25 protein-coding genes are annotated in these 22,521 nt (G+C 63.5%); 13 read left to right on the forward strand and 12 right to left on the reverse strand.

All coding sequences use genetic code 11. The annotated features are described in order from the left end of the window. Both ACE3OA_RS19315 and ACE3OA_RS19320 read left to right on the forward strand, forming a co-directional pair. A partial coding sequence (locus ACE3OA_RS19315) for a peptidylprolyl isomerase (RefSeq protein WP_374314016.1) occupies window positions 1-99 on the forward strand: 99 nt, incomplete at its 5' end. A 147-nt stretch (window positions 100-246) separates the two neighbouring features. After that, a complete protein-coding gene (locus ACE3OA_RS19320; RefSeq protein ID WP_374313825.1) occupies window positions 247-534 on the forward strand; it encodes a hypothetical protein in 288 nt (95 codons plus the stop codon). Window positions 535-738: 204 nt separating this feature from the next. Here the strand turns inward: ACE3OA_RS19320 and ACE3OA_RS19325 are convergent, their stop codons facing one another. The 5 genes from ACE3OA_RS19325 to ACE3OA_RS19345 all read right to left on the reverse strand — a co-directional run bounded on the left by ACE3OA_RS19325 (window position 739) and on the right by ACE3OA_RS19345 (window position 4,363). Beyond that, a complete protein-coding gene (locus tag ACE3OA_RS19325; RefSeq protein WP_374313827.1) occupies window positions 739-1,557 on the reverse strand; it encodes a hypothetical protein in 819 nt (272 codons plus the stop codon). Beyond that, window positions 1,539-1,727 carry a hypothetical protein gene (locus ACE3OA_RS19330; protein ID WP_374313829.1) on the reverse strand — a complete coding sequence of 63 codons (189 nt, stop codon included), beginning with the start codon at window positions 1,725-1,727 and terminating at the stop codon, window positions 1,539-1,541. Before ACE3OA_RS19330 ends, ACE3OA_RS19325 begins: the two co-directional genes overlap by 19 nt. Before the next feature lie 197 nt (window positions 1,728-1,924). Beyond that, complete coding sequence (locus ACE3OA_RS19335; RefSeq protein ID WP_374313831.1) at window positions 1,925-2,788, reverse strand: hypothetical protein; 864 nt, start codon at window positions 2,786-2,788, stop codon at window positions 1,925-1,927. Between the two features lie 132 nt (window positions 2,789-2,920). Further along, the gene (locus ACE3OA_RS19340; RefSeq protein WP_374313833.1) at window positions 2,921-3,784 is read right to left on the reverse strand and encodes an EamA family transporter; all 864 of its coding nucleotides are present in this window, start codon (window positions 3,782-3,784) and stop codon (window positions 2,921-2,923) included. Between the two features lie 105 nt (window positions 3,785-3,889). Beyond that, window positions 3,890-4,363 (reverse strand): CreA family protein, encoded by a 474-nt coding sequence (locus ACE3OA_RS19345; RefSeq protein WP_374313835.1) that lies wholly within the window; start codon window positions 4,361-4,363, stop codon window positions 3,890-3,892. A gap of 161 nt (window positions 4,364-4,524) precedes the next feature. Between ACE3OA_RS19345 and ACE3OA_RS19350 the strand changes: the two genes are divergently transcribed. After that, a complete protein-coding gene (locus ACE3OA_RS19350) occupies window positions 4,525-5,064 on the forward strand; it encodes a superoxide dismutase family protein (RefSeq protein WP_374313837.1) in 540 nt (179 codons plus the stop codon). Between the two features lie 27 nt (window positions 5,065-5,091). Here the strand turns inward: ACE3OA_RS19350 and ACE3OA_RS19355 are convergent, their stop codons facing one another. The 4 genes from ACE3OA_RS19355 to dapF are packed head-to-tail and all read right to left on the reverse strand — an operon-like array spanning window position 5,092 to window position 8,620. Beyond that, window positions 5,092-5,502 (reverse strand): ACT domain-containing protein, encoded by a 411-nt coding sequence (locus ACE3OA_RS19355; protein ID WP_374313839.1) that lies wholly within the window; start codon window positions 5,500-5,502, stop codon window positions 5,092-5,094. A gap of 3 nt (window positions 5,503-5,505) precedes the next feature. Continuing rightward, window positions 5,506-6,444: a signal recognition particle-docking protein FtsY gene (gene ftsY / locus ACE3OA_RS19360; protein WP_374313842.1), complete on the reverse strand. Its 939-nt coding sequence runs from the start codon at window positions 6,442-6,444 to the stop codon at window positions 5,506-5,508. A gap of 15 nt (window positions 6,445-6,459) precedes the next feature. Next, entirely contained in the window at window positions 6,460-7,782 is a 1,323-nt protein-coding gene (mtaB, locus tag ACE3OA_RS19365; RefSeq protein ID WP_374313844.1) for a tRNA (N(6)-L-threonylcarbamoyladenosine(37)-C(2))-methylthiotransferase MtaB, read from the reverse strand. Then, window positions 7,775-8,620 carry a diaminopimelate epimerase gene (gene dapF, locus ACE3OA_RS19370; RefSeq protein ID WP_374313846.1) on the reverse strand — a complete coding sequence of 282 codons (846 nt, stop codon included), beginning with the start codon at window positions 8,618-8,620 and terminating at the stop codon, window positions 7,775-7,777. The genes mtaB and dapF overlap by 8 nt, the downstream gene beginning before the upstream one ends. Window positions 8,621-8,861: 241 nt before the next feature. Here dapF and rpsT point away from each other — a divergent pair, with 241 nt between their 5' ends. From rpsT to ACE3OA_RS19405, 7 genes are all read left to right on the forward strand, one after another. Further along, the gene (rpsT, locus tag ACE3OA_RS19375; RefSeq protein ID WP_374313849.1) at window positions 8,862-9,125 is read left to right on the forward strand and encodes a 30S ribosomal protein S20; all 264 of its coding nucleotides are present in this window, start codon (window positions 8,862-8,864) and stop codon (window positions 9,123-9,125) included. A 686-nt stretch (window positions 9,126-9,811) separates the two neighbouring features. Beyond that, entirely contained in the window at window positions 9,812-10,240 is a 429-nt protein-coding gene (locus ACE3OA_RS19380) for a rhodanese-like domain-containing protein (protein WP_374313851.1), read from the forward strand. 62 nt (window positions 10,241-10,302) lie between these two features. Continuing rightward, window positions 10,303-11,733 (forward strand): chromosomal replication initiator protein DnaA, encoded by a 1,431-nt coding sequence (dnaA, locus tag ACE3OA_RS19385; protein ID WP_374314017.1) that lies wholly within the window; start codon window positions 10,303-10,305, stop codon window positions 11,731-11,733. 310 nt (window positions 11,734-12,043) lie between these two features. Further along, window positions 12,044-13,162: a DNA polymerase III subunit beta gene (gene dnaN / locus ACE3OA_RS19390; protein WP_374313853.1), complete on the forward strand. Its 1,119-nt coding sequence runs from the start codon at window positions 12,044-12,046 to the stop codon at window positions 13,160-13,162. 80 nt (window positions 13,163-13,242) lie between these two features. Then, entirely contained in the window at window positions 13,243-14,475 is a 1,233-nt protein-coding gene (gene recF / locus ACE3OA_RS19395; RefSeq protein WP_374313855.1) for a DNA replication/repair protein RecF, read from the forward strand. A 49-nt stretch (window positions 14,476-14,524) separates the two neighbouring features. Beyond that, window positions 14,525-16,954 (forward strand): DNA topoisomerase (ATP-hydrolyzing) subunit B, encoded by a 2,430-nt coding sequence (gyrB, locus tag ACE3OA_RS19400; protein ID WP_374313857.1) that lies wholly within the window; start codon window positions 14,525-14,527, stop codon window positions 16,952-16,954. 348 nt (window positions 16,955-17,302) lie between these two features. Continuing rightward, window positions 17,303-18,250, forward strand: coding sequence for a hypothetical protein (locus ACE3OA_RS19405; protein WP_374313859.1), 948 nt, complete (start codon window positions 17,303-17,305; stop codon window positions 18,248-18,250). 228 nt (window positions 18,251-18,478) lie between these two features. Here ACE3OA_RS19405 and ACE3OA_RS19410 read toward each other — a convergent pair whose 3' ends face one another. Next, the gene (locus ACE3OA_RS19410; RefSeq protein WP_374313861.1) at window positions 18,479-19,135 is read right to left on the reverse strand and encodes a TetR/AcrR family transcriptional regulator; all 657 of its coding nucleotides are present in this window, start codon (window positions 19,133-19,135) and stop codon (window positions 18,479-18,481) included. Between the two features lie 74 nt (window positions 19,136-19,209). Here ACE3OA_RS19410 and ACE3OA_RS19415 point away from each other — a divergent pair, with 74 nt between their 5' ends. Together ACE3OA_RS19415 and ACE3OA_RS19420 are read left to right on the forward strand one after the other, a co-directional pair. Beyond that, window positions 19,210-19,617 carry a RidA family protein gene (locus ACE3OA_RS19415; protein WP_374313863.1) on the forward strand — a complete coding sequence of 136 codons (408 nt, stop codon included), beginning with the start codon at window positions 19,210-19,212 and terminating at the stop codon, window positions 19,615-19,617. A gap of 141 nt (window positions 19,618-19,758) precedes the next feature. Beyond that, window positions 19,759-20,241: an N-acetyltransferase family protein gene (locus ACE3OA_RS19420; protein WP_374313865.1), complete on the forward strand. Its 483-nt coding sequence runs from the start codon at window positions 19,759-19,761 to the stop codon at window positions 20,239-20,241. 22 nt (window positions 20,242-20,263) lie between these two features. Here ACE3OA_RS19420 and ACE3OA_RS19425 read toward each other — a convergent pair whose 3' ends face one another. Beyond that, window positions 20,264-20,899, reverse strand: a complete 636-nt coding sequence (locus ACE3OA_RS19425; protein WP_374313867.1) for an aspartate/glutamate racemase family protein — start codon at window positions 20,897-20,899, stop codon at window positions 20,264-20,266. Further along, the gene (locus ACE3OA_RS19430) at window positions 20,899-21,726 is read right to left on the reverse strand and encodes a GGDEF domain-containing protein (RefSeq protein ID WP_374313869.1); all 828 of its coding nucleotides are present in this window, start codon (window positions 21,724-21,726) and stop codon (window positions 20,899-20,901) included. Before ACE3OA_RS19430 ends, ACE3OA_RS19425 begins: the two co-directional genes overlap by 1 nt. Before the next feature lie 273 nt (window positions 21,727-21,999). On the opposite strand from ACE3OA_RS19430, the gene purE reads away from it, so the two are divergent. After that, complete coding sequence (gene purE / locus ACE3OA_RS19435; RefSeq protein WP_374313871.1) at window positions 22,000-22,521, forward strand: 5-(carboxyamino)imidazole ribonucleotide mutase; 522 nt, start codon at window positions 22,000-22,002, stop codon at window positions 22,519-22,521.

The following is a 22,521-nucleotide window of genomic DNA, read 5'->3' on the forward strand; positions in this document are numbered from 1 at the left end:
GATGGCGGCCATACCGTCTTCGGCCAGATCGTCGAAGGGCTCGATGTCCTACAATCCCTAGAGATGGGCGACGAGATCAACCACATCCGGTTTGAATGATCGCAAATACCTAAAAGGCCGGACTTCTCAGTCCGGCCAATAGGTTAGTAGAATCTCCGAAACCTGTTGTTAAGAAATGACGCCTAAACTCCCAGTGTCAGGTGTCTGGCATAGGGCTGACACCGGCATGGTTTCAGGGGCGCAATCATGGGGCGTGCAATACTGAATTGGTTGCCGTGGCATCGCGACGTCAATGTCCTGGCCGACGAAGAAGTCGACCGTCTGGACGTGGGTTCGGTGCTGATCGAAATTTCCGACAAGCTGCCGGCGCATATGTATCCGCATTGGCGCATCGAGAAGCGCTTCAAGGGTCCCGGCGACATGGCCCATGTCTCGCTGCGCAACATGAGCGATCCGCACGCCCACAAGCTGCTGGCGGTCTCGTCGCTGGTTTCGGCCCGCCGCTTCCAGCTGATGCACGAACACGCCGCCTGAACCGGTTTTAAGGCTGGCTGTCATTTCGCGATAGCGCGCCGTCGGGCGCGCTCATCGATCTTCCCATCTCAGGTGATCGCCGCGTTGCAGGCGTGACCCCCATCATCCGCCCCCACCCGCCTTGTTGCGACAATGCGCATTCTCTCCATATCCGGAGAGAGAGCGGGAGCGACGCACTTTCAGGATTTCAGCGGTCGGCGCATTTCACGGCGTGAAGAGCTGCGACCCGGGCGTCGATGGTGCCGTGGAAGTGGGCAAGGGCCCGCATGCCTTCGGCGCCGGCGTTGGTGCGGCAGGTTCCTGAACCGGCGCCGGCTGGGCCGGCGGCGCGGCAGCTGGTTGCGCGCCGTCTTCCTCGTTGGTCAGGCTCTTCAGCAGCGTTGAAAAATTCTCGTCCGACGCGTCCGTCGCAGCGGGTTTTGGCGCGGCGGGTTTTGGCTTTGTCGCGGCACTCGTCGCGTCAGCTGCCTTCTTTTTCTTCTTTTCGGTCGTTGCCGCTGCTGGCGCCGCTGCCGCCTTGGGTTTCTCCGTTTTCGCAGGCGCCGCCTTCTCAGCAGCCTGGGGCGCGGCCTCTTTGGCACTGGGCGCGGCCGGCTGCGCAGCGGCCGGCGCGGTGACGGCCTGATTGACGGATTGCGATGCCGCTGGCGCAGCTGGTGCGGCTGTGCTGGTCGCCGGCGCGGGCGTCGCCGTGGCAGCCGGCGGCGATGCGACCGGTGCGGCAGGAGGAACCGAGGTGACTGCGTTCGTCGGGCTTACCGCAGGCGTCGGCAGGGGCGCGAGCGCTGCCTCCTGCGCGCCGCGCTGGGACCAGAAGAAAAGTGCCCCGAGCACAGCCACGCCGAGCAGGGCGACGATCACCATGCCCAGGCGGCCATGGCCGCGCGCTTCACCGCCGGCGACGAAGACGCGATCGGCCGGATCGACCGTGAGGCTCGGCCCACTGAGGGTCGTGTTCGGATCGGCGCGCTGAAACGGCGGGTCGCCCATCATTCCCTGCGCCGTCATTCCCTGCGCCGCCATGCCCTGCGCCGCATCCCTGCGCGCATGCCCTGCGCTGTCCGGCCAGCATCGGCCGCCAGTCCGACGTGTGCCTGCCCCAATTGAGCCTGGCCCAGCTGCGCTTGGCGGTGTTTCTCACGGATGATCTTTTCAAGATCTGCGTCCGGCAGATCATTGGCCGAAGCCGACATGTCGTTCTATCCCAACTCGTCTCGATATGGCCCCAAAGGAGGCGGCGCCAGCTTCGCGCCGTCCGCGGCGCCGGTCCACAGAAAACTCTTCACGAACCTGTCATAGGGGAGTTCATCGGCCGCCGGCAAGCCTGGCCCTTACTGCCCCTCGCGCCCACGGCAATGTCCCCGAAAGGCGACTGAATCGGGGCCGGTTCCTACCTGTCTTCGGATTTGTTGCGCCAGCGCTGCTTCGCGGTGGCTTCCGAGGTTTTATTCCGCGCCAGCAGATCGGTCAGCTGGTCCCAGAAAGCGGGGGCTTGGCTCTGGCTGCTCGCGGAGGTTTTTTGCGCCTTTACCGCGGGCGACGGCGCCGGTTGGGCCGCTTTCGCCATCGGTTTCGGCTTTGGCAGCAGGGTCACCGGCTGCGCCGCTACCGCGACCAGCGGTTCGAGGGCGGCCTTGGCAGAGGCGGCAGGTCCGGCATTCAACGATAGGCTTTCGGGCGACGGGCTTGCGACCGGAAGACTTGCCACTGGCGACGGCCGCGGCAGGTGATCGGCTGGGGCGATCCTTGGCTGCAGCAGCAGGATCGGTGCCGGGCTTGCCGCAACGGGCGACGCTGCCTCCGTCATTGCCGTGGCGACCGGCGCCAGATCGGGCCCACCCGATAGATCCCGGTCCCGCATGATTTCGTTGATAGCCATGCCACCGACGAAAGCGACACTGAGACCCACGCACCAGGCAATCGGTGCGCCCGCCCGCAACGCGCGCTTGGCTGGCCCGGATAACGCTTGCCCGGATAACGCTTGCGATGGGAGTGTGTCCGAACCAAGGGCCTGCATCGGCGGCTGCCCACGCGCGCCGGTCTTCGCTGCACGGAGGGCTGCGGCATAGGCATCATAGGAAAGCCCTTCTGCCGCCGGCAGGCCAGCTGCTTTCAGCGCTTCGGCACCGACTCCCTGCTTGATACGCAGATAGTGCGCATAGCTCGGCGCGTTGTCGGGGCGCTGGGACTGCTCGCCCGCCAGGGCCCGGACGGTCGAAGCCGACGCTCTTTTCCTGTTCTGGTCCGACAGCATGCGAAATCTCTCCCGGCCACGATTGCCGGTGGCGAAATTAGCATGCGGGCGCGGCGCAGACTGGCCAGGAACGCTGCCATTACAGAAAAGTTTCAGCGCCGGCGAAGCAATGCCACCGGCCAAGCAATGCCGTCAGTGCAGCAGGACGGCACCCAGCGCCACCAGGCTCACCGAGGCGTAGCGGCGTTTGCGGAAGCGTTCCTTGAGCAGGAAGGCGCTCATGATCGCGGCGAATATGACGCTGGTTTCGCGCAAGGCGCTTACCTGGGCGAAGGCGCCGTCTCTCATGGCGAAGATCGAGATGCCATAGGCACCGGCCGAGAGCACACCGCCGGCAAGGCCCAGCCTCCAGGCACCGGACCAATAGGCGAGCGCCGGCCGGAGGCCGCGGCGCCACAGGCAGAACAGGACCAGCATCGGCGCATCGAGCGCGAACAGCCAGGCGATATAGCCGAATTGCTGGGCTTGCGTGGCGCCGGCATGGCGCACGCCCAGACCGTCGCACAGCATGTAACCCATGATGCAGATGCCGGTGAGGAGGCCGAAGGCGACCGGCTCCCACTTATGCTTGCCGGCGAGCGGCTTTTCGACCGAGAGGCTGAGGATGCCGAGAGAGATCGCGGCGACGCCCGCCATCTGCCAGCCGGCCAGGATTTCATAGGGTGGCAGGACCCAGGCCGAGACCGCGACCAGCAGCGGCGCCGAACCGCGCGCGATCGGATAGACCTGGCTGAGCTCGCCATGCCGATAGGCCAGCACCAGGAAGAGGTAGTAGCCGAGATGCGTCAGCAGCGATCCCAGCAGATAGATCCAGCTGGCGGGGTCGGGAATCGCGGTGAAATAGAGGAACGGCACCACGACCAGCCCGGCAAGGCCCATGGTGAGGCCCATATTGAGCAGCGTGTCGTTGCCGATTTTGACCATCACGTTCCAGCTGGCATGCATCACGGCAGCGAGCAGGACGAGCAAAGTCATGGAGAGGGAAAGCGTATGCATGATGCTGCGGACCATGACACACGAAATGACGCCTGCCCAATCGCTTGTTTCGATGGGGCCATAGATGAAACCGCATAGGTCAATGGTAAATGATAGGTTAGGGCGCTAGTTGAGCGGCACCACCGAAATCGAATTGTAGGGCGAGCCGTCAATCAGCTTGGTCGACCAGACCAGATAGACCAGCACGTTCTTCTGCGTGTCCAGGAAGCGGCTGATGCGCAATTCCTTGAACATGATCGAGGTGTCCTCGGAAAAGACCACCTCGCCCTTCTTGTCAGTCGGAAGTTTGCCGGTGATCCGGGTCGGGCCGACCGCCCGGCAGGCGATCGAGAATCGGCTGGGATCTTCCGCCAAGCCCATGGCCCCGCTCCAGCCGCCGGTTTCGGCGCGGGACAGATAGCAGGAGACATTCTCCACCTTGGGATCGTCATAACGCTCGATCACCACCTTGTCGTTGGGGCTCATCATGCGGAAGGTGGTCGAAACCTCGCCGATCTCCTCCTGCGCAGCGGCCGGCAGGATGGCCGTACCGAGCAGGCATCCGGTGATGAGTGCAGCGGCATGGGCAAGTCGTTTCATGACGATCTCTTTCTCCTCGCAAGGTCAGCACGCGGTCAGGAACCGCCGCACATTCTGTCGGTTCCAGAATCGGCAGGGCTGGATCTTACCGACATCGTCGGCAATTCTGTCCCCGCGCCACTAGATCGGCTGCATTCCAGCCGGTTTCAAGGAGAAGAATCATGTCATGTCGGATTGCAGCAACACTCGCCGTCGTCCTCTGTGCGTCGACCGTCGCCCTTTCATCAATGACCTGGGCCGAGGCACCGAAGAGCCTTTCCAGCGAGCTCAAGGCGGCCGATGGAACGAGCCTTGGCACCGTCACGGTCACCGCAGCACCCAAGGGCGTGCTGCTGCGTGTCGAGGCCAAGGGCCTGCCCGCCGGTTGGCACGGCATGCATTTCCATGAAAAGGGCGATTGTTCCGATGCCAAATTCGCCAATGCCGGCGGCCATGTGCATCGCGGCGACAAAATCGTGCATGGCCTGCTCAATGCCAAGGCCAACGATGCCGGCGATCTCCCCAATGTCTTCGTCGGCACCGACGGGGCACTGACGGTCGAGCTCTATTCGACCCTCGCCTCCCTCGACCGCGCCAAACATCATGCGACGCTGGCCGATGCGGATGGCTTTGCCATCGTCATCCATGCCGCGGCCGATGACTATACCAGCCAGCCCATCGGCGGTGCAGGTGCCCGCATCGCCTGTGCTGCCTTTAAATAGGGTGCGGCTTTTAAATAGGGCGTCGCTTCAAGCCGATGCCGCCTGCAAGGCGCGTAAATGGCCGAGCGCTGCCTCGGCCATTTTGCTTGGCACGAAGACATGGTCATGATGGAAGGCCGCGACCATGTTGCAGGGAATGCCATGCTCGGCAAGGATGGACGCAACGGCGGCGGTGAGGCCGACACCGTCCAGCGCCGAATAGACCGAAAGCGTGATCTGCCGCATCGGCGCCCCACAATCGAAGCCGAGCGCCAGTGCGTCCGCCAAGGGAAGAAGCAGCGACATGCCTTCCGCTTCACGGAAGCTGCCGATGGCGGCGGGCATGGCACGGGCGGCCAAGGCCGGGTCAACGGTGCTGCAGAAGATGACATCGCCGTCGATCAAGGTCGGCGACATCCCCGCCAGCATACCCTGTGCGCTGCGCACGGGATCTGCCATCGTTCAGGCCACGTCCATCAGCGAACGGGCGAATTCCTGGGCTTCGAAGGGCTTCAGATCGTCCTGCCCCTCGCCCACGCCGATGGCGACGACGGGCAGGCCGAAGCGCTCGGCCAGGGCCACCAGCACGCCGCCCTTGGCCGACCCGTCGAGCTTGGTGACGACGAGGCCCGTCACCTGGCAGATCTGCTTGAAGATATCGACCTGGGAATGCGCGTTCTGGCCGACCGTCGCATCCAGCACCAGCAGGCAATCATGCGGCGCCGTCGGGTCCACCTTCTTGATCACGCGCACGATCTTGGCCAGTTCCTCCATGAGGCCGGCCTTGTTCTGCAGACGGCCGGCGGTATCGATGAGGAGCAGGTCGATCCCTTCCGCCTTGGCCTGCGTCAGGGCATCGAAGGCGAGGCCGGCGGGGTCCGCCCCTTCGCCGCGCGCAAGCACCGGCACGCCGGCCCGCTCGCCCCAGATCTTGAGCTGTTCGACGGCAGCGGCGCGGAACGTATCGCCCGCGGCCAGCATGACTCGTCTGCCCTGCCCCTGATGGAACCTTGCCAGCTTGCCGATGGTCGTGGTCTTGCCGGATCCGTTGACGCCCACCACCAGCACGACATGCGGCCGGTGCGCCTGGATGTCGAGCGATTTGGCGACCGGCTCCAGCATCCTGGCGATCTCGTCGGCAAAGAGGCCGCGCACTTCCTCGGGCGTCACTTCCTTGTCGAACCGGTCCTTGGCCAGGGCCGCGGTAAGCTTCTGTGCCGTTGCCGGCCCCAGATCGGCGGCAATCAGCGCCTCTTCCAGCTCGTCGAGCAGGGCCCGGTCCAGCTTCCGCTTGGTGAAGATGCCGGTGATGCTCTCGGTGAGCTTGGATGAGGAGCGGCTGAGGCCCGCCTTCAGGCGCTGGAACCAGCCCCGCTTTTCAGTGCTGCTGCTGTCGGTCATGCGTCTTCTAAAGGATTAGGCGGCGACGGCGGTGAGATGCTCGTCGGTGGCGCCGTTGATGCGGGTATCGATGATGCTGCCGGGCTGCGCCCCGAAGCTTAAGGATACGGGGGCGAAATGGTCGCTGTGGCCGAAGGCGGCGTCGCCTTCCGACTTTTCCACCAGCACCCGCGCCGGCGTGCCCAGCAACCGCGCGAAATAGGCGCGCTGGTTGACGAGGCCGCGGGCACGCAGCGCCTGGGCGCGTTCCTTGCGCACTGGACCCGGCACCTGGGGCATCTTGGCGGCCGGCGTGCCGCTGCGGGCCGAATAGGGAAAGACGTGGAGGAAGGTCAAATCGCATTCTTCCACCAGGCGCAGCGAATTCTCGAACATCGCCTGCGATTCCGTGGGAAAACCGGCGATGAGGTCGGCGCCGAAGACCAGGTCGGGACGCGCCGCGCGCATCTCGCGCGTGAAGCGGATGGCATCGTCGCGGCTGTGGCGGCGCTTCATGCGCTTCAGGATCATGTCGTCGCCGGCCTGCAGCGACAGATGGAGATGCGGCATCAGCCGTTCTTCCGAGATGATGAGCCGGCGCAGTTCCTCATCCACTTCCACCACGTCGAGCGACGACAGGCGCAGGCGCGGCAGGTCGGGAACGAGGTTGAGAATGCGCCGTGTCAGGCTGCCGAGGCCGGGCTTCCCCGGCAGGTCGCTGCCGTAGGAGGTGATGTCGACACCGGTCAGCACCACTTCGCGAACGCCATTGGCGACCAGCTGGCGGATCTGTTCGACGATGGCGCCCACGGCAACCGAGCGGCTGTTGCCGCGGCCGAAGGGAATGATGCAGAAAGTGCAGCGATGATCGCAGCCCTGCTGGATCTCGACGAAGGCGCGGGCGCGGGCAGCGAATCCGGAAATGAGATGCGGCGCCGTTTCCGTCACCGTCATGATGTCGGCCACGGCGACATGCGGTTCGCGCGCCGAGCCTTCAGATGCCAGCGACAGGGCGGTGAAGCTCTCCGCCTTCAGCTTTTCCTCATTGCCGAGGACCGCGTCGACCTCGTCCATCGCGGCGAACTTTTCCGGCGCAATCTGAGCGGCGCATCCGGTGACGATGATGCGGGCCCCCGGGTTGAGGCGGCGCGCCTTGCGGATGGCCTGCCGCGCCTGGCGCTCGGCTTCCGAGGTGACGGCGCAGGTATTGATGATGATGGCGTCGGCAAGGCCCGCGGCCGAGGCATGGTTGCGAATGACTTCGCTCTCGAAGGCATTGAGGCGGCAGCCGAAGGTGACCAGCTGCGGCTGGCCCGGCTTAGGCGTCTCTTCGACGGGAAGCAGCGTTTCCTCAGCCATGGCCATTGACCAGACTGTCGAGATCGATGCTGCCCTCATAGGACAAGGTCCAGGGTCCCGTCATGCGCACATGGCCGTTTTCCAGCCATTCGATGGTGAGCGTGCCGCCATCGACGATCACCTCGCCCTTCCTTGAGGTAAGGCCGCGGCGGGCGGCCGCCACCAACGTGGCACAGGCACCCGAGCCGCAGGCCAGCGTGATGCCGGCGCCACGTTCCCACACCCGCATGCGAATGCGGTCGGGCGCGATGATCTGCGCAAACTCGATGTTGGAGCGCACCGGGAAGAAGGGATGGTTTTCGAGCTGCGGCCCGACCACCGGCAGATCGACCTTGTCGACGTCGTCGACGAAGAAGACGGCATGGGTCGAGCCTACATTGACCCCGACCGGGTCGGCGAGCGATCCCAGCGAGACGGGCATGTGCAGCGTATCGCAGGCGGAGGCGACGGGGATCTGCTGCCAGTCGAGGCCGGCCGGCCCCATATCGACGGCGATCAAGCCGTTGCCGATCGATTCCGCCGGCAGCAGGCCGGAGACGGTCTCGATGACGACATGGCCATTCTTCTTCTCGCCCATGATGCGGGCGGCGATGCAGCGCGTGGCGTTGCCGCAGGCCCGCGCTTCCGATCCGTCGGCATTGTGGAGGCGCATGAAGACGTCGGCCCCCGCGGTCACCGGATTTTCCAACGTCACCATCTGATCGAAGCCGACACCCATATGCCGGTCGGCCAGGCGCCGGCGCTGTGCCACGCTGAGGTCGAGTTTCCGCCCACGCGCATCCAGCACGACAAAATCATTGCCGAGGCCATGCATCTTGAGGAACGGGACAATCGACATGAAACGCGCCGCCATTGGTGCTGAACTGGCGTTGGTTATGCCGTCCACCCACCCCCAAGTCCAATGATTTCAGGGAGATCGGGCCTTGCACGAGATGCAGGGCGAGGTCTCGATCGGCAACCCAAGCCCCTGGAAACTATGAAGAAAAAGTGCCCATATCCGGGCGGTTGACGGGTGCCCTCCCCCTCTGTATAACCCGCCGCCAATAGAAATTCAGACGTTTCACAGCAGGTATTGCTCCATGGCCCATCATAAATCCGCGGAAAAGCGCATCCGTCAGACCGTCGTCAGCACGGCGCGTAACCGCACCAACACCAGCCGCATGAAGACTGCGGTGAAGAAGGCTGAAGAAGCCATCGCCGCCGGCAACAAGGCCGCCGCCGAAGCCGCGCTGAAGGCAGCGCAGCCGGAATTGGCCCGTGGCGTGGTGAAGGGCGTTCTGCACAAGAACACCGCCGCCCGCAAAATGTCGCGCCTCACCAAGCGCCTGCGCGCTCTCGCGTAAGCGGCTCGCAAGGCAAAGCATCAACTGCCGCCTGCAAGGGCTTGGCAGCGCTCGCATCAACCGCGGTCTTCGCTCGAAGGCCGCGGTTCGCGTTTGTGCCTCAGCGACGCCAACGCCACCATCCGTTGTAGTCTTTAGGTTCATTTTAGCTGCTGAAGCTGTGATGATTCGGCCACAGGCACCCTGGCAAGAGTCGATTCCCGACCGTTCCCGATTCGGACTTGTTGCATGGCTGAAAGCGCGCGCGTAGAGTCCCTTTCGGTCGCGGACAGGGCGTCGACCGGAGCTCTGCAAAGAGCTTGATCACGGGAAAATTAGATATAAAAAACAAAGACCTATGATGCGTGACGACACGTTTCATCATTGCGACAGCCATGGTCCCCGCCGCTTTCCTGCGGGACCTGCCAGTGACTGCCGGAAAGCTGAAGGTATGAGCCATTCCGGTCCGTTCGCGGCATCCGTTTTCCCCCATCGATACCTGTGGCAGCCAAGTCACGGCTACATTGCGCGCCTCCACGGCATTCTCGCGCATTGGTTGCAGCCGTACACGCCCGATCCCAACGGGTTCGGCGGCCGGGCTTAAGTTAATTATTAAGACCGCCGCCGATCCGGGTGCCACGCCCCGCCCGGGTGCGTGAGTCCCTGTGCCGCTGGCGGTGACCAATTTTGAGTGGGGTGATGACGGCATGAGCAAGACTGGATCCTATGCGGGCGACGTAACGCCCCAGGCCGCCTGGGAAGCCCTCAACAAGGACAGCAGCGCCCGCCTGGTCGATGTGCGCACCCAGCCGGAATGGAGCTTCGTGGGCCTCCCCGACCTCAGCCGGATCGCCAAGAAGGTCATCCTGGCTTCCTGGCAGGTCTATCCCACCATGGCGATCGATCCGGATTTTGCGACCAAGGTGAAGGCCCAGCTCGGCGATTCCGCCGGTCCCGTCTATTTCCTGTGCCGTTCCGGCGCCCGTTCGCGCGCGGCCGCCATCGCCATGACCGAGGCCGGAATCGGTCCCTGCTTCAATGTGAGCGGCGGTTTCGAGGGCGACAAGGATGCCAGCAGCCATCGCGGCCGGACCACCGGCTGGAAGGCCGCCGATCTGCCCTGGGTGCAGGATTGATGACTGCGATGAGCCGCAATGACGACATGAATACGAATATGAGCGCTCTTGGGGGGAAAGCCATGATCGAAGCCGGCAGCGATTCGCTCCTCAACGCGCAATGGGCCCGTGTGCGCGGGCGCCTGCGCGCCGAGTTCGGCGAGGCGACGTTTCGCTCCTGGTTGAAGCCGCTCACCCTGGCAGGCCGCCGCGGCCAGGATCTGCGCGTGGCCGTGCCGTCGCGTTTCATGCGCGACTGGGTCGCTACCCATTACGCCGACCGCATCATGGCGCTGTGGAGCTCCGAATGCCCGGAGATCCGCTCGGTCGAGGTTATCGTCGATGCGCGCGACGCCGGTGCCGCCGATGATTCCAGCCTCGATGACGCAGCGCTCGAAACGCCGGTGACGGGCGGCGACGGCAGCACCATCGCCGAAGCCATGCCGACCATCGTCGGCACCAATCTGACCGAAGCCGATGGCCTGGCCGAAGTGAGTGCGACGCTCGATCCCCGCCTTACTTTCGATAATTTCGTCGTCGGCAAGTCGAACGAACTCGCCCACGCCGCCGCCCTGCGCGTCGCGGAAAGCGATGTTGTGCCGTTCAATCCGCTATTTCTTTACGGTGGCGTCGGCCTCGGCAAGACGCATCTGATGCATGCCATTGCCCATCACATCAAGAAGAAGCAGCCGCAAAAGCGGGTGATCTACCTCTCCGCCGAAAAGTTCATGTACCAGTTCATCCGCGCGTTGCGGAACAAGAACACCATGGCCTTCAAGGAGCTGTTCCGCTCGGTCGACGTGCTCATGGTCGACGACGTGCAGTTCATCATCGGCAAGGAATCGACCCAGGAAGAATTCTTCCACACCTTCAACGCGCTCTTTGACCAGAACAAGCAGGTGGTGCTGTCGGCCGATAAATCGCCCTCCGATTTGCAGGGGCTCGAGGAGCGCATGCGCACCCGCTTCGGCTGGGGCCTCGTTGCCGACATCCATCCCACCACCTACGAGCTCCGCCTCGGCATCCTGCAGGCCAAGGCCGAGCAGGCGCCGATCGATATTCCGGGCAAGGTTCTGGAATTTCTCGCCCACCGCATCTCGTCGAACGTGCGCGAACTCGAAGGGGCGCTCACCCGCATCGTGGCGCATGCGACGCTCGTCGGCCGGCCCGTCTCGGTCGAATCCGCCCAGGAGCTTCTGAAGGACCTCCTGCGCGCCAATGACCGCTCGGTCACCATCGAGGAAATCCAGCGCCGCGTGGCCGAGCATTACAACATCAAGCTCGCCGACATGAGCTCGCCCCGCCGGGCCCGCCAGGTCTCGCGGCCCCGCCAGATCGCCATGTATCTGGCCAAGCAGCTCACCACCAAATCGCTGCCCGATATCGGCCGCTCCTTCGGTGGCCGCGACCATACGACCGTGATGCATGCCGTGAAAAAGGTCGAGGAACTGGCCTCCGGCGACATCTCCTTTGCCGAGGATATCGACCTCCTGAAGCGCATGCTGGAAGGCTGAAATCCGCCCCCCGATTCCCCACTGAGTCCCGGCGGCTTTTTCTCAAGCTTTCTGCGGGGTTGCGGCGGGCCCGGAGGGGCCTGGAATCGCTATAAAACCCTGTTGCCCGGGGCCTAACCTGCTATAATCCCCCACTTGCTGGAAACCAGGGGCCGATTCGGCCATTTCCGTCGCCGTTCTGTCTTGGCGCGGGGGACCTTCAGGCAAGGTTGGAAAAGATCGGACCGACGGCGTCGGATCGCGCCTCTGCGGCCCACCAGGCTGCTTTGGAAGATACCGCCTTCGGCCAGAAACAGGGTTGAGTTAGGCCATGAAACTGACCATCGAACGGACCCTCCTGCTGAAAGCGCTGGGGCATGTGCAGAGCGTTGTCGAACGCCGCAACACCATTCCCATCCTCTCCAACGTCCTGGTCGAGGCCAAGGACGGCCAGCTGGCCCTGACCGCCACCGACATGGACCTCGCCGTGGTCGAGAAGGTCGCCTCCGACATCGCGGCACCCGGTGCCGCGACGGTCCCGGCCCATACGCTCTACGACATCGTGAGGAAGCTGCCCGAAGGGGCGCAGGTGCAGATCGAGCTGGCAAGTGACGGCCAGCAGGTCACCGTGAAGGCCGGGCGCTCGCGCTTTGCCCTGGCGACCCTGCCGAAGGAAGATTTCCCGGCCATTCATGCCGGCGACCTGCCGCACAAATTCCCGCTCTCGGCGGCTGACCTCAAAGGCCTCATCGACCGCACCAAATTCGCGATCTCGACCGAAGAGACCCGCTATTACCTCAACGGCATCTATGTCCATGCCTATGCTGCCGGCAAGCAGACGAGCCTCCGCGCCGTCGCCACCGACGGCCATCGTCTGGCGCGGGTCGAAATGCCGCTGCCGGAGGGTGCCGAAGGCATTCCCGGCGTGATCGTGCCGCGGAAGATGGTCAACGAAGTCCGCAAGCTCATTGAGGATTTCGAAGGTGCCGTCGACGTGTCGCTGTCCGACAGCCGCATCCGCTTCGCCTTTGCCGACGTGGTGCTGACCTCCAAGCTGATCGATGGCTCCTTCCCGGATTACCAGCGCGTCATCCCCACCGCCAACGACAAGGTGCTGGAAGTGGACCGCAAGGAATTCCGTGACGCGGTCGACCGTGTTTCCACCATCTCCAGCGAAAAGTCGCGCGCCGTGAAGCTCTCTTTGAAGCCCGGCATGCTGACCCTCTCGGCCACCAGTGCCGAAAACGGCAGCGCCTCGGAAGAGATCGAGGTGAAGTATGACGGCCAGGCGATGGAGATCGGCTTCAATTCGAAATACCTTCTGGATGTCGCCGACGAGATCGAGGGCGAAGGGCTGGAACTGAAACTGGCCGATTCCGTCGCCCCGACCCTGCTCCGGGACATGGCTGACGCTCAGGCACTCTATGTGCTGATGCCGATGCGAGTCTGAGATGGGGCGTGTGTGAGGCAATGGCGGTCGCCGAACGCGGAACCGACCAAGCCGACATAACGCCACGCAAGGATACGCAGGTGGCGAACGGGTTTTCGTATCTCTCGCTGACATCCTTCCGCAATTACCGGGAGATCAGCTTTGAAACGGGGCTTGAGCAGGGCCGCGGCGCCATCGTGCTGACCGGCCGCAACGGCGCCGGCAAGACCAATCTCCTCGAAGCCGTCTCCTATCTCGCCCCCGGTTCCGGCCTGCGCCAGGCCAGCATCGCCGAGATCGAATTGCGGCAGGCCAGCAATCACTTCCCGACCGGCGCCGGGCCCGAGGACATCGCACGCCCCGGCGGCATGGCCTGGGCGGTGCATGCGCGCTATCTCGGCCGTGGCGGCGAACATGCGCTGGGAACAGGCCGCGATCCGCTGGCCCAGGCGCAGAGCGGGCGCGAGCGGCGTATTTCGCGCCTCAACGGCGCCAATCTGCGCTCGCAGGCGGGGTTTGCCGAAATCCTCACCGTGCTGTGGCTGACGCCGCAGATGGACCGGCTCTTCTCGGAGGCCGCCGCCTCGCGCCGCCGCTTCCTCGATCGCCTGGTCTATGGTCTCGATCCCGCCCATGCGGCACGCGTGGCGGCCTATGAACAGGCGATGCGCGAGCGCGCCCGCATCCTGCGCGGCGAAGCGCCGATGGCCTCCGGCACCGATATAAACGCCTGGCTCTCCGGCCTCGAGAGCGAGATGGCGGCGCAAGCCGTCGCCATCGCCGCAGCAAGGCTCGACGCCGTGGCGAGCCTCAACGCCGCCATGGCCGAAGCGATCGGCCCCTTCCCGCAGGCGGAACTCGCCGTGGCGGGATCGGTCGAGGAATCGCTGGGCTCCATGTCAGCCCTTCAAGCCGAAGATCTCTTGCGCGAACGCCTGGCCGCCGCCCGCGGCAGCGATGCCGATAGCGGCATCACCGGGTGGGGTACGCATCGCTCCGACCTGGAGGTGACGCTGGCCGGCCGGCATCTCGGCGGCACGCCATTGCGCGCCGGCGATTGTTCGACCGGCGAGCAGAAGGCCTTGCTGATTGCGATCATCCTTGCCGAAGCCAGGCTTTCGACGCGCCGGCGCGGCGAGCCGCCGGTCATTCTGCTCGACGAAGTGGCGGCCCATCTCGACCGCCAGCGCCGCGAGGCATTGTTTGCTGAATTGCAGGCGCTCTCCGCCCAATGCTGGCTGACCGGCACCGAACGCGACATCTTCCAGCCGCTTGATGGCTGGGCCCAGTTCATGACCGCAGGCGATGGCCGCCTGCTGCCCGATTCCAACTAATCGGCGGGCACTTTATCCCTTTCATCTTTGCACGAACGAGTATCGAACCATGAGCGACGAGAACAAAGAGAACGGAAACCAGGGCGCTGGCGATTACGGCGCCGATTCCATTCGCGTGCTGAAGGGCCTTGATGCCGTCCGCAAACGCCCGGGCATGTATATCGGCGACACCGATGACGGCTCAGGGCTCCATCACATGGTCTATGAAGTCGTCGACAATGCGATCGACGAGAGCCTGGCCGGCTGGTGCGACCGTGTCCTCGTCACGCTCAACGGCGACGGCTCGGTCACGGTGAACGACAATGGCCGCGGTATTCCGGTCGACATCCACAAGGAAGAAGGCGTCTCGGCGGCCGAGGTCATCATGACCCAGCTCCATGCCGGCGGCAAATTCGACCAGAACAGCTACAAGGTTTCCGGCGGCCTGCACGGCGTGGGTGTTTCGGTGGTGAATGCGCTCTCGGAACGGCTCGACCTCAGGATCTGGCGCGACGGCAAGGAGCATTTCCTGCGCTTCCGCCATGGCGATCCGGAAGCACCGCTGGCGGTGGTGGGCGACGCGGAAGGCAAGCGCGGCACCGAGGTGACGTTCCTTGCTTCCAAGGAAACCTTCACCAAGACCGAATATGATTACGCCACGCTTGAGCATCGGCTGCGCGAGCTGGCTTTCCTCAATTCCGGCGTGCGCCTCATTCTCACCGACAACCGCACCGTCGAACCGAAATCGGTTGAACTGCATTACGAAGGCGGGCTTGAGGCCTTCGTGCGCTATCTCGACCGCGCCAAGAACACGCTGCATCCGGCCGCCATCACCATGATGCAGGAAAAGGACGGCATGACCGTCGAAGCGGCGCTGGAATGGACCGACAGCTATCATGAGACGATGCTGTGCTTCACCAACAACATCCCGCAGCGTGACGGTGGCACCCATCTGCAGGGCTTCCGCGCGGCGCTGACGCGCCAGATCAACAAATATGCGGAAGAAAGCGGCATCGCCAAGCGCGAGAAGGTGACCTTGACCGGCGACGACGCCCGCGAAGGCCTCACCTGCGTGCTCTCGGTGAAAGTGCCGGACCCCAAATTCTCGTCGCAGACGAAAGACAAGCTGGTCTCCTCCGAAGTGCGCCCCGTGGTCGAGAACATCGTCAACGAGCGCCTGGCGCAATGGTTCGAGGAACATCCGGCCGATGCCAAGCGCATCGTCGGCAAGGCGGTCGAAGCCGCCGCTGCCCGCGAAGCGGCACGGAAGGCGCGCGACCTTACCCGCCGCAAGGGGGCACTCGACATCTCCTCCCTCCCCGGCAAGCTTGCCGACTGCCAGGAACGCGACCCGGCCTTGTCCGAACTCTTCATCGTCGAGGGTGATTCGGCCGGCGGGTCAGCGAAACAAGGCCGCCACCGCAAGAACCAGGCGATCCTTCCCTTGCGCGGCAAGATTCTCAATGTCGAGCGCGCGCGTTTCGACAAGATGCTCTCATCCGACCAGATCGGCACGCTGATCGCGGCACTCGGCACCAGCATCGGGCCGGAGGAATTCGATATCTCGAAGGCGCGCTATCACAAGATCATCATCATGACTGACGCCGACGTCGACGGCTCGCATATCCGCACGCTGCTCTTGACCTTCTTCTACCGGCAGATGCCGGAACTCATCGAGAAGGGCTATCTCTATATCGCCCAGCCGCCGCTCTATCGCGCCGCCAAGGGCAAGACCGAGCATTATCTCAAGGACGATCTGGCGCGCGAAGACTATCTCATCACGCTGGGCCTTGAAGGTGCCATGCTGACGCTCGGCACCGGCGAGCAGATCGTCGGCGCCGATCTGCGCCGTGTGGTCGATCTCGCGGCCCAGGCCAAGCATCTGATGGAACCCTTGATCCGCAAGGTGGGCTCGGCCACGGTGGTGAGCCAGACGGCGATCGCCGGCGGCCTCAGCCCGCAGGCCGCCGCCAATCCGGACCTGGCCGCCGCCATCGCGGCAAGGCTCGACGCCCTGTCGCCCGCGACCGAACGCGGCTGGTCGGGCCTCTCCGACAGCGAAGGCGGCCTTGCCTTCAAGCGGCGACTGCGCGGTGTTACCACCGGCCATGTCATCGATGCCGGCCTCATCCGCTCAGCCGAGGCACACCGCCTCGACCAGATGAAAGAGGGCCTGGGCGAAACCTTCGCCAAGGCCGCGACCTTCACCGCCAAGGATCGCAACGTCACCATCCATGGCCCCATCGACCTCATCGATCTGGTGGTCGAGATCGGCAGCAAGGGTATCGACATCCAGCGCTATAAGGGCCTCGGCGAGATGAACCCCGAACAGCTCTGGGCCACCACCCTCGACCCCGCCGTCCGCTCGCTGCTTCAGGTCAAGGTCGCCCATGTCGACGAAGCCGAAGAAATCTTCTCGACCCTGATGGGCGACCTCGTCGAACCGCGGCGCGACTTCATCCAGCAGAACGCGCTGAACGTGGCGAATCTGGACGTCTAGGCAGCGATCTTTGTCGCTTCCTGCCGATCCTGCCGCCACGAAGCGAGCAAGATCGAAGTTCGATTCCAACGCATCATGGAAGAAGTGGCAGCAAGAAAATTTTGGCGATGACAATCGTCAACTGGGCCCAGACATCCTGCAGTACTGCCACGAGATGCTGGGAAGGATGACGTTCTTAGCATGGGGTGTTGGCGGGTACTCTCCGATCCGGCCGAAGAGGCAGGTTTTTAACTCTTCAAATTCTTGGGGATTTCATACGCTCTACCGAGGACCGAAGCAGCAAGATCAGTGAGGGCTAAACAGTTCCGATCTAGGGCAATTGAAGAAACTACGGGTGGGGATGGGAAAATGACTTCAGCATCCAGCAAATGCGTCAACTGGCGACAAGTATTTGGTATTTATATCTCCACGGTCGAGAGATTTATCAATACTGCGTCTCTTAGAAATGCCAGCGACCATCCACTCGCAAAATCTGTCAATCATGTAAAGCACCTATTGCAAGTCGGAATGCCGACTGACGACGGTAAGCTCCATATTGGTCGATTCTCGACATCTCCAGATTCTGCAATGAATGTGGCGAGTTCATTGCTTAGCACACTCTTTCGGTTCGGAATCGACTCGATGTACTGGCTTGGAAAAGATGGAAGTTACATTCCCGAACTAGAACGCGATAGCGCCGTTAGGCGCTTTCTGACCACCCGTCTACCAAACCCAGATATGTGCGAAGATGTCCTCGCAGAAATGACCTATCGAGGGTACTTGAAAGGAAGGGGTCTCACCGTCGAATTTACGGAAGAAGAAGGGATGCCTGACATGAAGGTGTTGGGTTCCCACGGAGCGTTTCACGCCGAAGTCAAAGCCCTCCACAATGGCTCGAATCTGGACCGGGTAAGTAAGGTTATCGAAAAAGCCAACAAGCAGATTAAGCGCACCCCTGAAGGCATCGGAGTATGCGCAATTCAAGTTGTTGAGACTATCCAATTGAATGGCGCGTCTATTACCGCGCCTTTATCCATTCCTGCGACAATAGAGCCAATTATTAAATCCGCCCAGACCGCAATGTCTTCAATGAATTTCAAATCGGTAGCCGAAACGATCGTGACGTGGGATGAATTTGACCTCCTAGGAAGACCGCCTGGCTGGATTGGCCTACACGCCGTGAGGAGGTCTGTTCGATTATCCCATGTAACCCCTAGAGCATCCATACCTCACAATAGACTAATGGACCTTGAGCCTGCAGCGACTATACATGGCAATATTCTGTTTGCCCCCTCGAACGATCCCCCAAAGGACTAGTATGGCCACTAGACGATTGGTCGGCGTCGAGTGCCTCCCAAAAACTAGTTTGGTGAACTCGTTCTCTCAAAATTGTGGGCAGCGCCTGAGTGAGTCAGGCTTTTTCAGAGTCCAACCTATCAGAGTCGTTCTTTTCAAAAAATTGAGTCTGAGGTGTTCTTTGAAATTGGCTATTTTGGGACCCAATAGAGTCAGACATCATTTCAGGGCGACAGATCTTCCGCGCGTTCAAAGAACCGCGCGGAAGATGGCGGCGACTTGCTCGGTGGTCGGCTTGGGGCCTTGGCCGGTCGCATACATCAGGGTGATGCCGTCGATGAGGCCGGCACAGGTTTCGATGGGCACGTCGGCGCGCCCGTTCGAGATGAGCTTCAGGAAAAATTCGATCGGCCTGCGCGCGGCGGCGGTCAGTTGCGCACCGACGCCGGCGAGATCGTGGCGCCGGGCGGCAGCCAGGGTGAGTTCCATCCGCGCCAGAAACAGGTGCCGGGATTTGTCGGCATAGGCGCCCAGTTCCTGCGCCACATAGGCGATGGCCGCATCCATGCCCAGGCGCGCGGCGGTTTGCGCAAAGCCCACTTGGATATCGTCGCAATCCTTTTCTAACATTTCCGCCAGCCGTTCCGCGGCAGCGATGAGCAGCCCAAGCTTCTTGGGGAAGTAGTAGGTGGAGGAGCCCTGCGGCAGTCCTGCCATCTCATCGATGGCGCGGTGGGTGACGCCCTCCAGCCCGCGTGTCGCCAGCAGCTGAAGGGCAGCGTCGAGAATGACCTGGCGCCGGGCCTGCCTGTCCCCAATTTGAGCAGTCCCGGCTTGAGTAGCCCCGGCCCGCTTGCCGCTAGCCCGCTTGACCTGGGTCTTCCTGTTCCCGCCCGGCTTGGACATTGACACGTACTCTCTACATATGTAGAGATTTTATATGCTAACGCAGTAAAATCTCTATTGAACCAGGAGTATTCATGACACAATCCATCCTCCGCTTGAACCCACCCACGCTGCCGAACACTGCGCAAATCGGCTATTCGCAGATTTCCGTGGTGACACCGGGCCGGATGGCTCACATCTCCGGCCAGGTTGCCTGGCGGCCGAACGGGGAACCGGTGCCGGCCAGCCTGGCCGCGCAGATGGAGATCGTAGCCGCAAACGCCAAGGCGGCCCTTGCTGCGGTGGGAGCGACGGCACAGGACGTCGTGATGGCGCGGGTCTACATGACCGATCTGACGCCGGAACGCCTGCAGGAACTCATGCCACCTTTCCTCGCCGCCTTTGACGGTGCCATGCCCAGCGTCACGGGTCTCGGCGTCGCCGCCTTGGCGGCACCCGATCTGCAGGTCGAGATGGAACTGACCGTGCGCCTGCCGGACTGATCCTTACCCGGCACTTCGCGCCCGCCCGTGAGAATCCAACGACGCCGATGCGCAGCGTGGCGGGGGAAGACGGCACCAGGCTGACAGGCCGGCCGGTGATGTGGCAAGGTCGCGCCCGACGCCTTGCAGCAGAGTGGTACGATGCCGACCGAACAGATAAACATCCGCAACGCCACGCCGGCCGATGCTGCCGTGCTGGATTCGCTCATCCGGCAATTGGCGGCGCATGAGGGCGCCGCCCATCTCATCTCCTTCACGCAGGGGCAGGTCGCCGCTGCTTTGGGCAATGAGCGCCTGCGCGCGATCCTTGCCGAGGACGGGGAAGGTGTCTGCGGCTTCGTCACCTTCACCGTCGATTTCGCCATCTGGAACGGCGGTGACATCCTGCGGGTCGACGATGTCTTCGTGAGCGACCGGGTGCGCCGGCGCGGCATCGGTCGTCAACTGATGCTGCGGATCGCGAAACTCGCTCTCGAAGGCAACATGATCGCCCGCTGGGAGATCGAGCCGGTCAACCTGGCGGCACAGCAATTTTATCTCGGCCTCGGCGCCAATCTCCGCGACAAGATCGTGGCGCGCTGGGAGTTACCCGCCATGGCCGGCGCAGTTGGTTCCTCCGCTTAGGACGCCACCGCGCTGAGAGAGATCAGCTGGCCGCCATCGCCAGGCTGACTTTGGGGCTCGCGATGGCCCGTCCCTTGCGGCAGAGGTCGGCGGCCGGCGCCATGGAAGCTTGCGCGAGGGCGACGGCGGTGGCGCCGTCGGTGAAGGCACGATCGGCGGCCTCGGCGATCAGCGCCGCATAATGTTGCTGGTCGCCCGCCTTGAAGGCATCCCACGCGCCAATGACCAGCGAGAGGTCGACGCTGACGCCGGTCCCATTGGCCACCTCGCGGAAAAGGGCACCCGTCGCCTGTGCCGTCGTCGGCAAGGTATAGAGGATGGCAACGCGGCCGCCCGCTTTCAGGGCGGCTTTGGCCACCGCTTCTTCCGCCAGCGCCCGGTCGGCGCGGCGGATGGGCACGGTAGCGTCGAGATGATCGGCGATGGGCCCGAGTGTCGAGCAGGTGAGGAGAACGAAATCGGCCTCTCCGGCCAGATCCAGCAGCGCTTCGGCGGTCGCCGCGACCAGATCCGGCGTCAGCGTACCGGCCGCTTCCGCAGCGCGCAGCAGGTCGGCGCGGACCCAGTGCCGGAGGTCGAGGCTGAGCCCATCAGCGGCCCGGTCGAAATGGTGGATATTGCTCTCAGCCGTATGCAGGCAGGCGATGCGGCGGCCCATCAGGATGCGTCGCCCTCGTCGTCATCCTCATCGCCATCCGCATCGGCCGGCACGGTGCCGTTCTTGCCGGCATAATGCTGGCGCTTGGCCTTGTACATCGAGGCATCGGCCTGGCTGAGCGCGTCGTCGGCCGATTGCTGGCCGTGGAATTCATGAAGGCCCACGGCGCAGGACAATTGGATGTCGACGCCTTCCCAGATCAGCGGTGAGCGGTTGATGACCGAGAGCAGCTGGTTCGCTTTCTCCTCCGCCTGCGCCACGTCGGCTTGCGCCAGGATCACGCCGAACTCGTCGCCCCCTAAGCGCCCGACCACGTCGGAATCGCGCACATTGTTGAGGAGCAGGGTCGCAAAATGCCGGAGCGCCGCATCGCCCGCCGGATGGCCGAAGCGGTCATTGATCTGCTTCATGCCGTTGAGGTCGAAATAGAGCACCGAACCCGGCGAGCCGTAGCGTTCGGAAAAGGAGATGAGGCGTGTCAGTTCCCGCACGAAGGCGCGGCGGTTGGCGATGGGCAGCATGGCGTCTTCATCCGCCACGCGCTCGAGATGCGTGATGCGCTTCCTGGTCCGGTCGAGTTCGTCGCGCAGGCGCCGCACTTCATCGAGCAGGGCCGTGAGTGCTGCGCGCACATTGGGCGACAGCTCCGTTTCGGAAAGGCCGAGGAAGGTTGCCTGGTCGACAGGTGCGGCACTGGTCGCGGAACTGGTGGCGTCTACGCCGGCCGCCGCCGCGGCCTTGGCGACCTTGCCGACCTTGGAAACCGGCCGGGCGCCGCCAGCGGGACCAACCCCCGTTGGACCGCCAGCTCGATCTCTGATCTTCATTCCGCTGCCTTTCGCGCCTCAGCCGACCCAACCTCTAACCCAAGGGTCAGGCGCTCATCGCCCCAAGCCTCGGATGTTGGCGGTCCCGGACCGCCCTCGCAATCTCTTTTTGGCGCCCGGCGCCGGCCCGCGCAAGTCGCCAAAAAATGTCGCCGAATCATGCCAATAACTCAGTTAAAGGGGCGTTAATGCGGCGGCCGCCAAAGCTTGCCAACAGGCCTTTAGCACCTATAATCGCGGCCCTTCGAGCCGGTTTCAGGAAGGCGTAAGGCCATGGCAACAAAAGAGAAACAGAAACCAGCCAAGGCGAAGGCCAAGGTCGGCATCATCATGGGCAGCCAATCCGACTGGGCCACCATGCGCCATGCCGCCGAGACCCTGGAGACGCTGGGGGTCGCCGCCGAGACGCGAATCGTCTCCGCCCACCGCACCCCCAAACGCATGTTCGACTATGCCCAGACCGCCAAAGCGCGCGGTCTTCAGGTCATCATCGCCGGTGCCGGCGGGGCCGCCCACCTGCCCGGCATGACGGCAAGCCTCACCGAACTGCCGGTCTTCGGCGTGCCGGTGGAAAGCGCCGCCTTGAAGGGCCAGGATTCGCTCCTCTCCATCGTGCAGATGCCGGCCGGCATCCCGGTGGGAACGCTGGCCATCGGCAAGGCTGGTGCCGTCAACGCGGCCCTTCTCGCCGCAGCGGTGCTGGCCCTTCATGACGCGCCGCTCGCCAAGCGCCTCGCCGCCTGGCGCGAGAAGCAATCCAGCGCCGTCGCCCACGAACCCAAGCGCGAGGATTGA

It is taken from the genome of Dongia sp., from assembly GCF_041906375.1.
In the GTDB taxonomy this organism is placed as follows: Bacteria; Pseudomonadota; Alphaproteobacteria; order Dongiales; family Dongiaceae; genus Dongia.

Excerpts from the sequence above, each read along its gene's own strand:
- ACE3OA_RS19405 (WP_374313859.1), top strand. The coding sequence starts at position 17,303 with ATGACTTCAGCATCCAGCAAATGCGTCAACTGGCGACAAGTATTTGGT.
- dapF (WP_374313846.1), bottom strand. The coding sequence starts at position 8,620 with ATGTCGATTGTCCCGTTCCTCAAGATGCATGGCCTCGGCAATGATTTT.
- ACE3OA_RS19320 (WP_374313825.1), top strand. The coding sequence starts at position 247 with ATGGGGCGTGCAATACTGAATTGGTTGCCGTGGCATCGCGACGTCAAT.
- gyrB (WP_374313857.1), top strand. The coding sequence starts at position 14,525 with ATGAGCGACGAGAACAAAGAGAACGGAAACCAGGGCGCTGGCGATTAC.
- dnaN (WP_374313853.1), top strand. The coding sequence starts at position 12,044 with ATGAAACTGACCATCGAACGGACCCTCCTGCTGAAAGCGCTGGGGCAT.
- ACE3OA_RS19380 (WP_374313851.1), top strand. The coding sequence starts at position 9,812 with ATGAGCAAGACTGGATCCTATGCGGGCGACGTAACGCCCCAGGCCGCC.
- rpsT (WP_374313849.1), top strand. The coding sequence starts at position 8,862 with ATGGCCCATCATAAATCCGCGGAAAAGCGCATCCGTCAGACCGTCGTC.
- ftsY (WP_374313842.1), bottom strand. The coding sequence starts at position 6,444 with ATGACCGACAGCAGCAGCACTGAAAAGCGGGGCTGGTTCCAGCGCCTG.
- ACE3OA_RS19425 (WP_374313867.1), bottom strand. The coding sequence starts at position 20,899 with ATGGGCCGCCGCATCGCCTGCCTGCATACGGCTGAGAGCAATATCCAC.
- ACE3OA_RS19345 (WP_374313835.1), bottom strand. The coding sequence starts at position 4,363 with ATGAAACGACTTGCCCATGCCGCTGCACTCATCACCGGATGCCTGCTC.
- ACE3OA_RS19335 (WP_374313831.1), bottom strand. The coding sequence starts at position 2,788 with ATGCTGTCGGACCAGAACAGGAAAAGAGCGTCGGCTTCGACCGTCCGG.
- dnaA (WP_374314017.1), top strand. The coding sequence starts at position 10,303 with ATGATCGAAGCCGGCAGCGATTCGCTCCTCAACGCGCAATGGGCCCGT.
- ACE3OA_RS19420 (WP_374313865.1), top strand. The coding sequence starts at position 19,759 with ATGCCGACCGAACAGATAAACATCCGCAACGCCACGCCGGCCGATGCT.
- ACE3OA_RS19350 (WP_374313837.1), top strand. The coding sequence starts at position 4,525 with ATGTCATGTCGGATTGCAGCAACACTCGCCGTCGTCCTCTGTGCGTCG.
- ACE3OA_RS19355 (WP_374313839.1), bottom strand. The coding sequence starts at position 5,502 with ATGGCAGATCCCGTGCGCAGCGCACAGGGTATGCTGGCGGGGATGTCG.
- ACE3OA_RS19325 (WP_374313827.1), bottom strand. The coding sequence starts at position 1,557 with ATGGCGGCGCAGGGAATGACGGCGCAGGGAATGATGGGCGACCCGCCG.
- ACE3OA_RS19430 (WP_374313869.1), bottom strand. The coding sequence starts at position 21,726 with ATGAAGATCAGAGATCGAGCTGGCGGTCCAACGGGGGTTGGTCCCGCT.
- ACE3OA_RS19415 (WP_374313863.1), top strand. The coding sequence starts at position 19,210 with ATGACACAATCCATCCTCCGCTTGAACCCACCCACGCTGCCGAACACT.
- ACE3OA_RS19340 (WP_374313833.1), bottom strand. The coding sequence starts at position 3,784 with ATGCATACGCTTTCCCTCTCCATGACTTTGCTCGTCCTGCTCGCTGCC.
- ACE3OA_RS19410 (WP_374313861.1), bottom strand. The coding sequence starts at position 19,135 with ATGTCCAAGCCGGGCGGGAACAGGAAGACCCAGGTCAAGCGGGCTAGC.
- mtaB (WP_374313844.1), bottom strand. The coding sequence starts at position 7,782 with ATGGCTGAGGAAACGCTGCTTCCCGTCGAAGAGACGCCTAAGCCGGGC.
- ACE3OA_RS19330 (WP_374313829.1), bottom strand. The coding sequence starts at position 1,727 with ATGTCGGCTTCGGCCAATGATCTGCCGGACGCAGATCTTGAAAAGATC.
- purE (WP_374313871.1), top strand. The coding sequence starts at position 22,000 with ATGGCAACAAAAGAGAAACAGAAACCAGCCAAGGCGAAGGCCAAGGTC.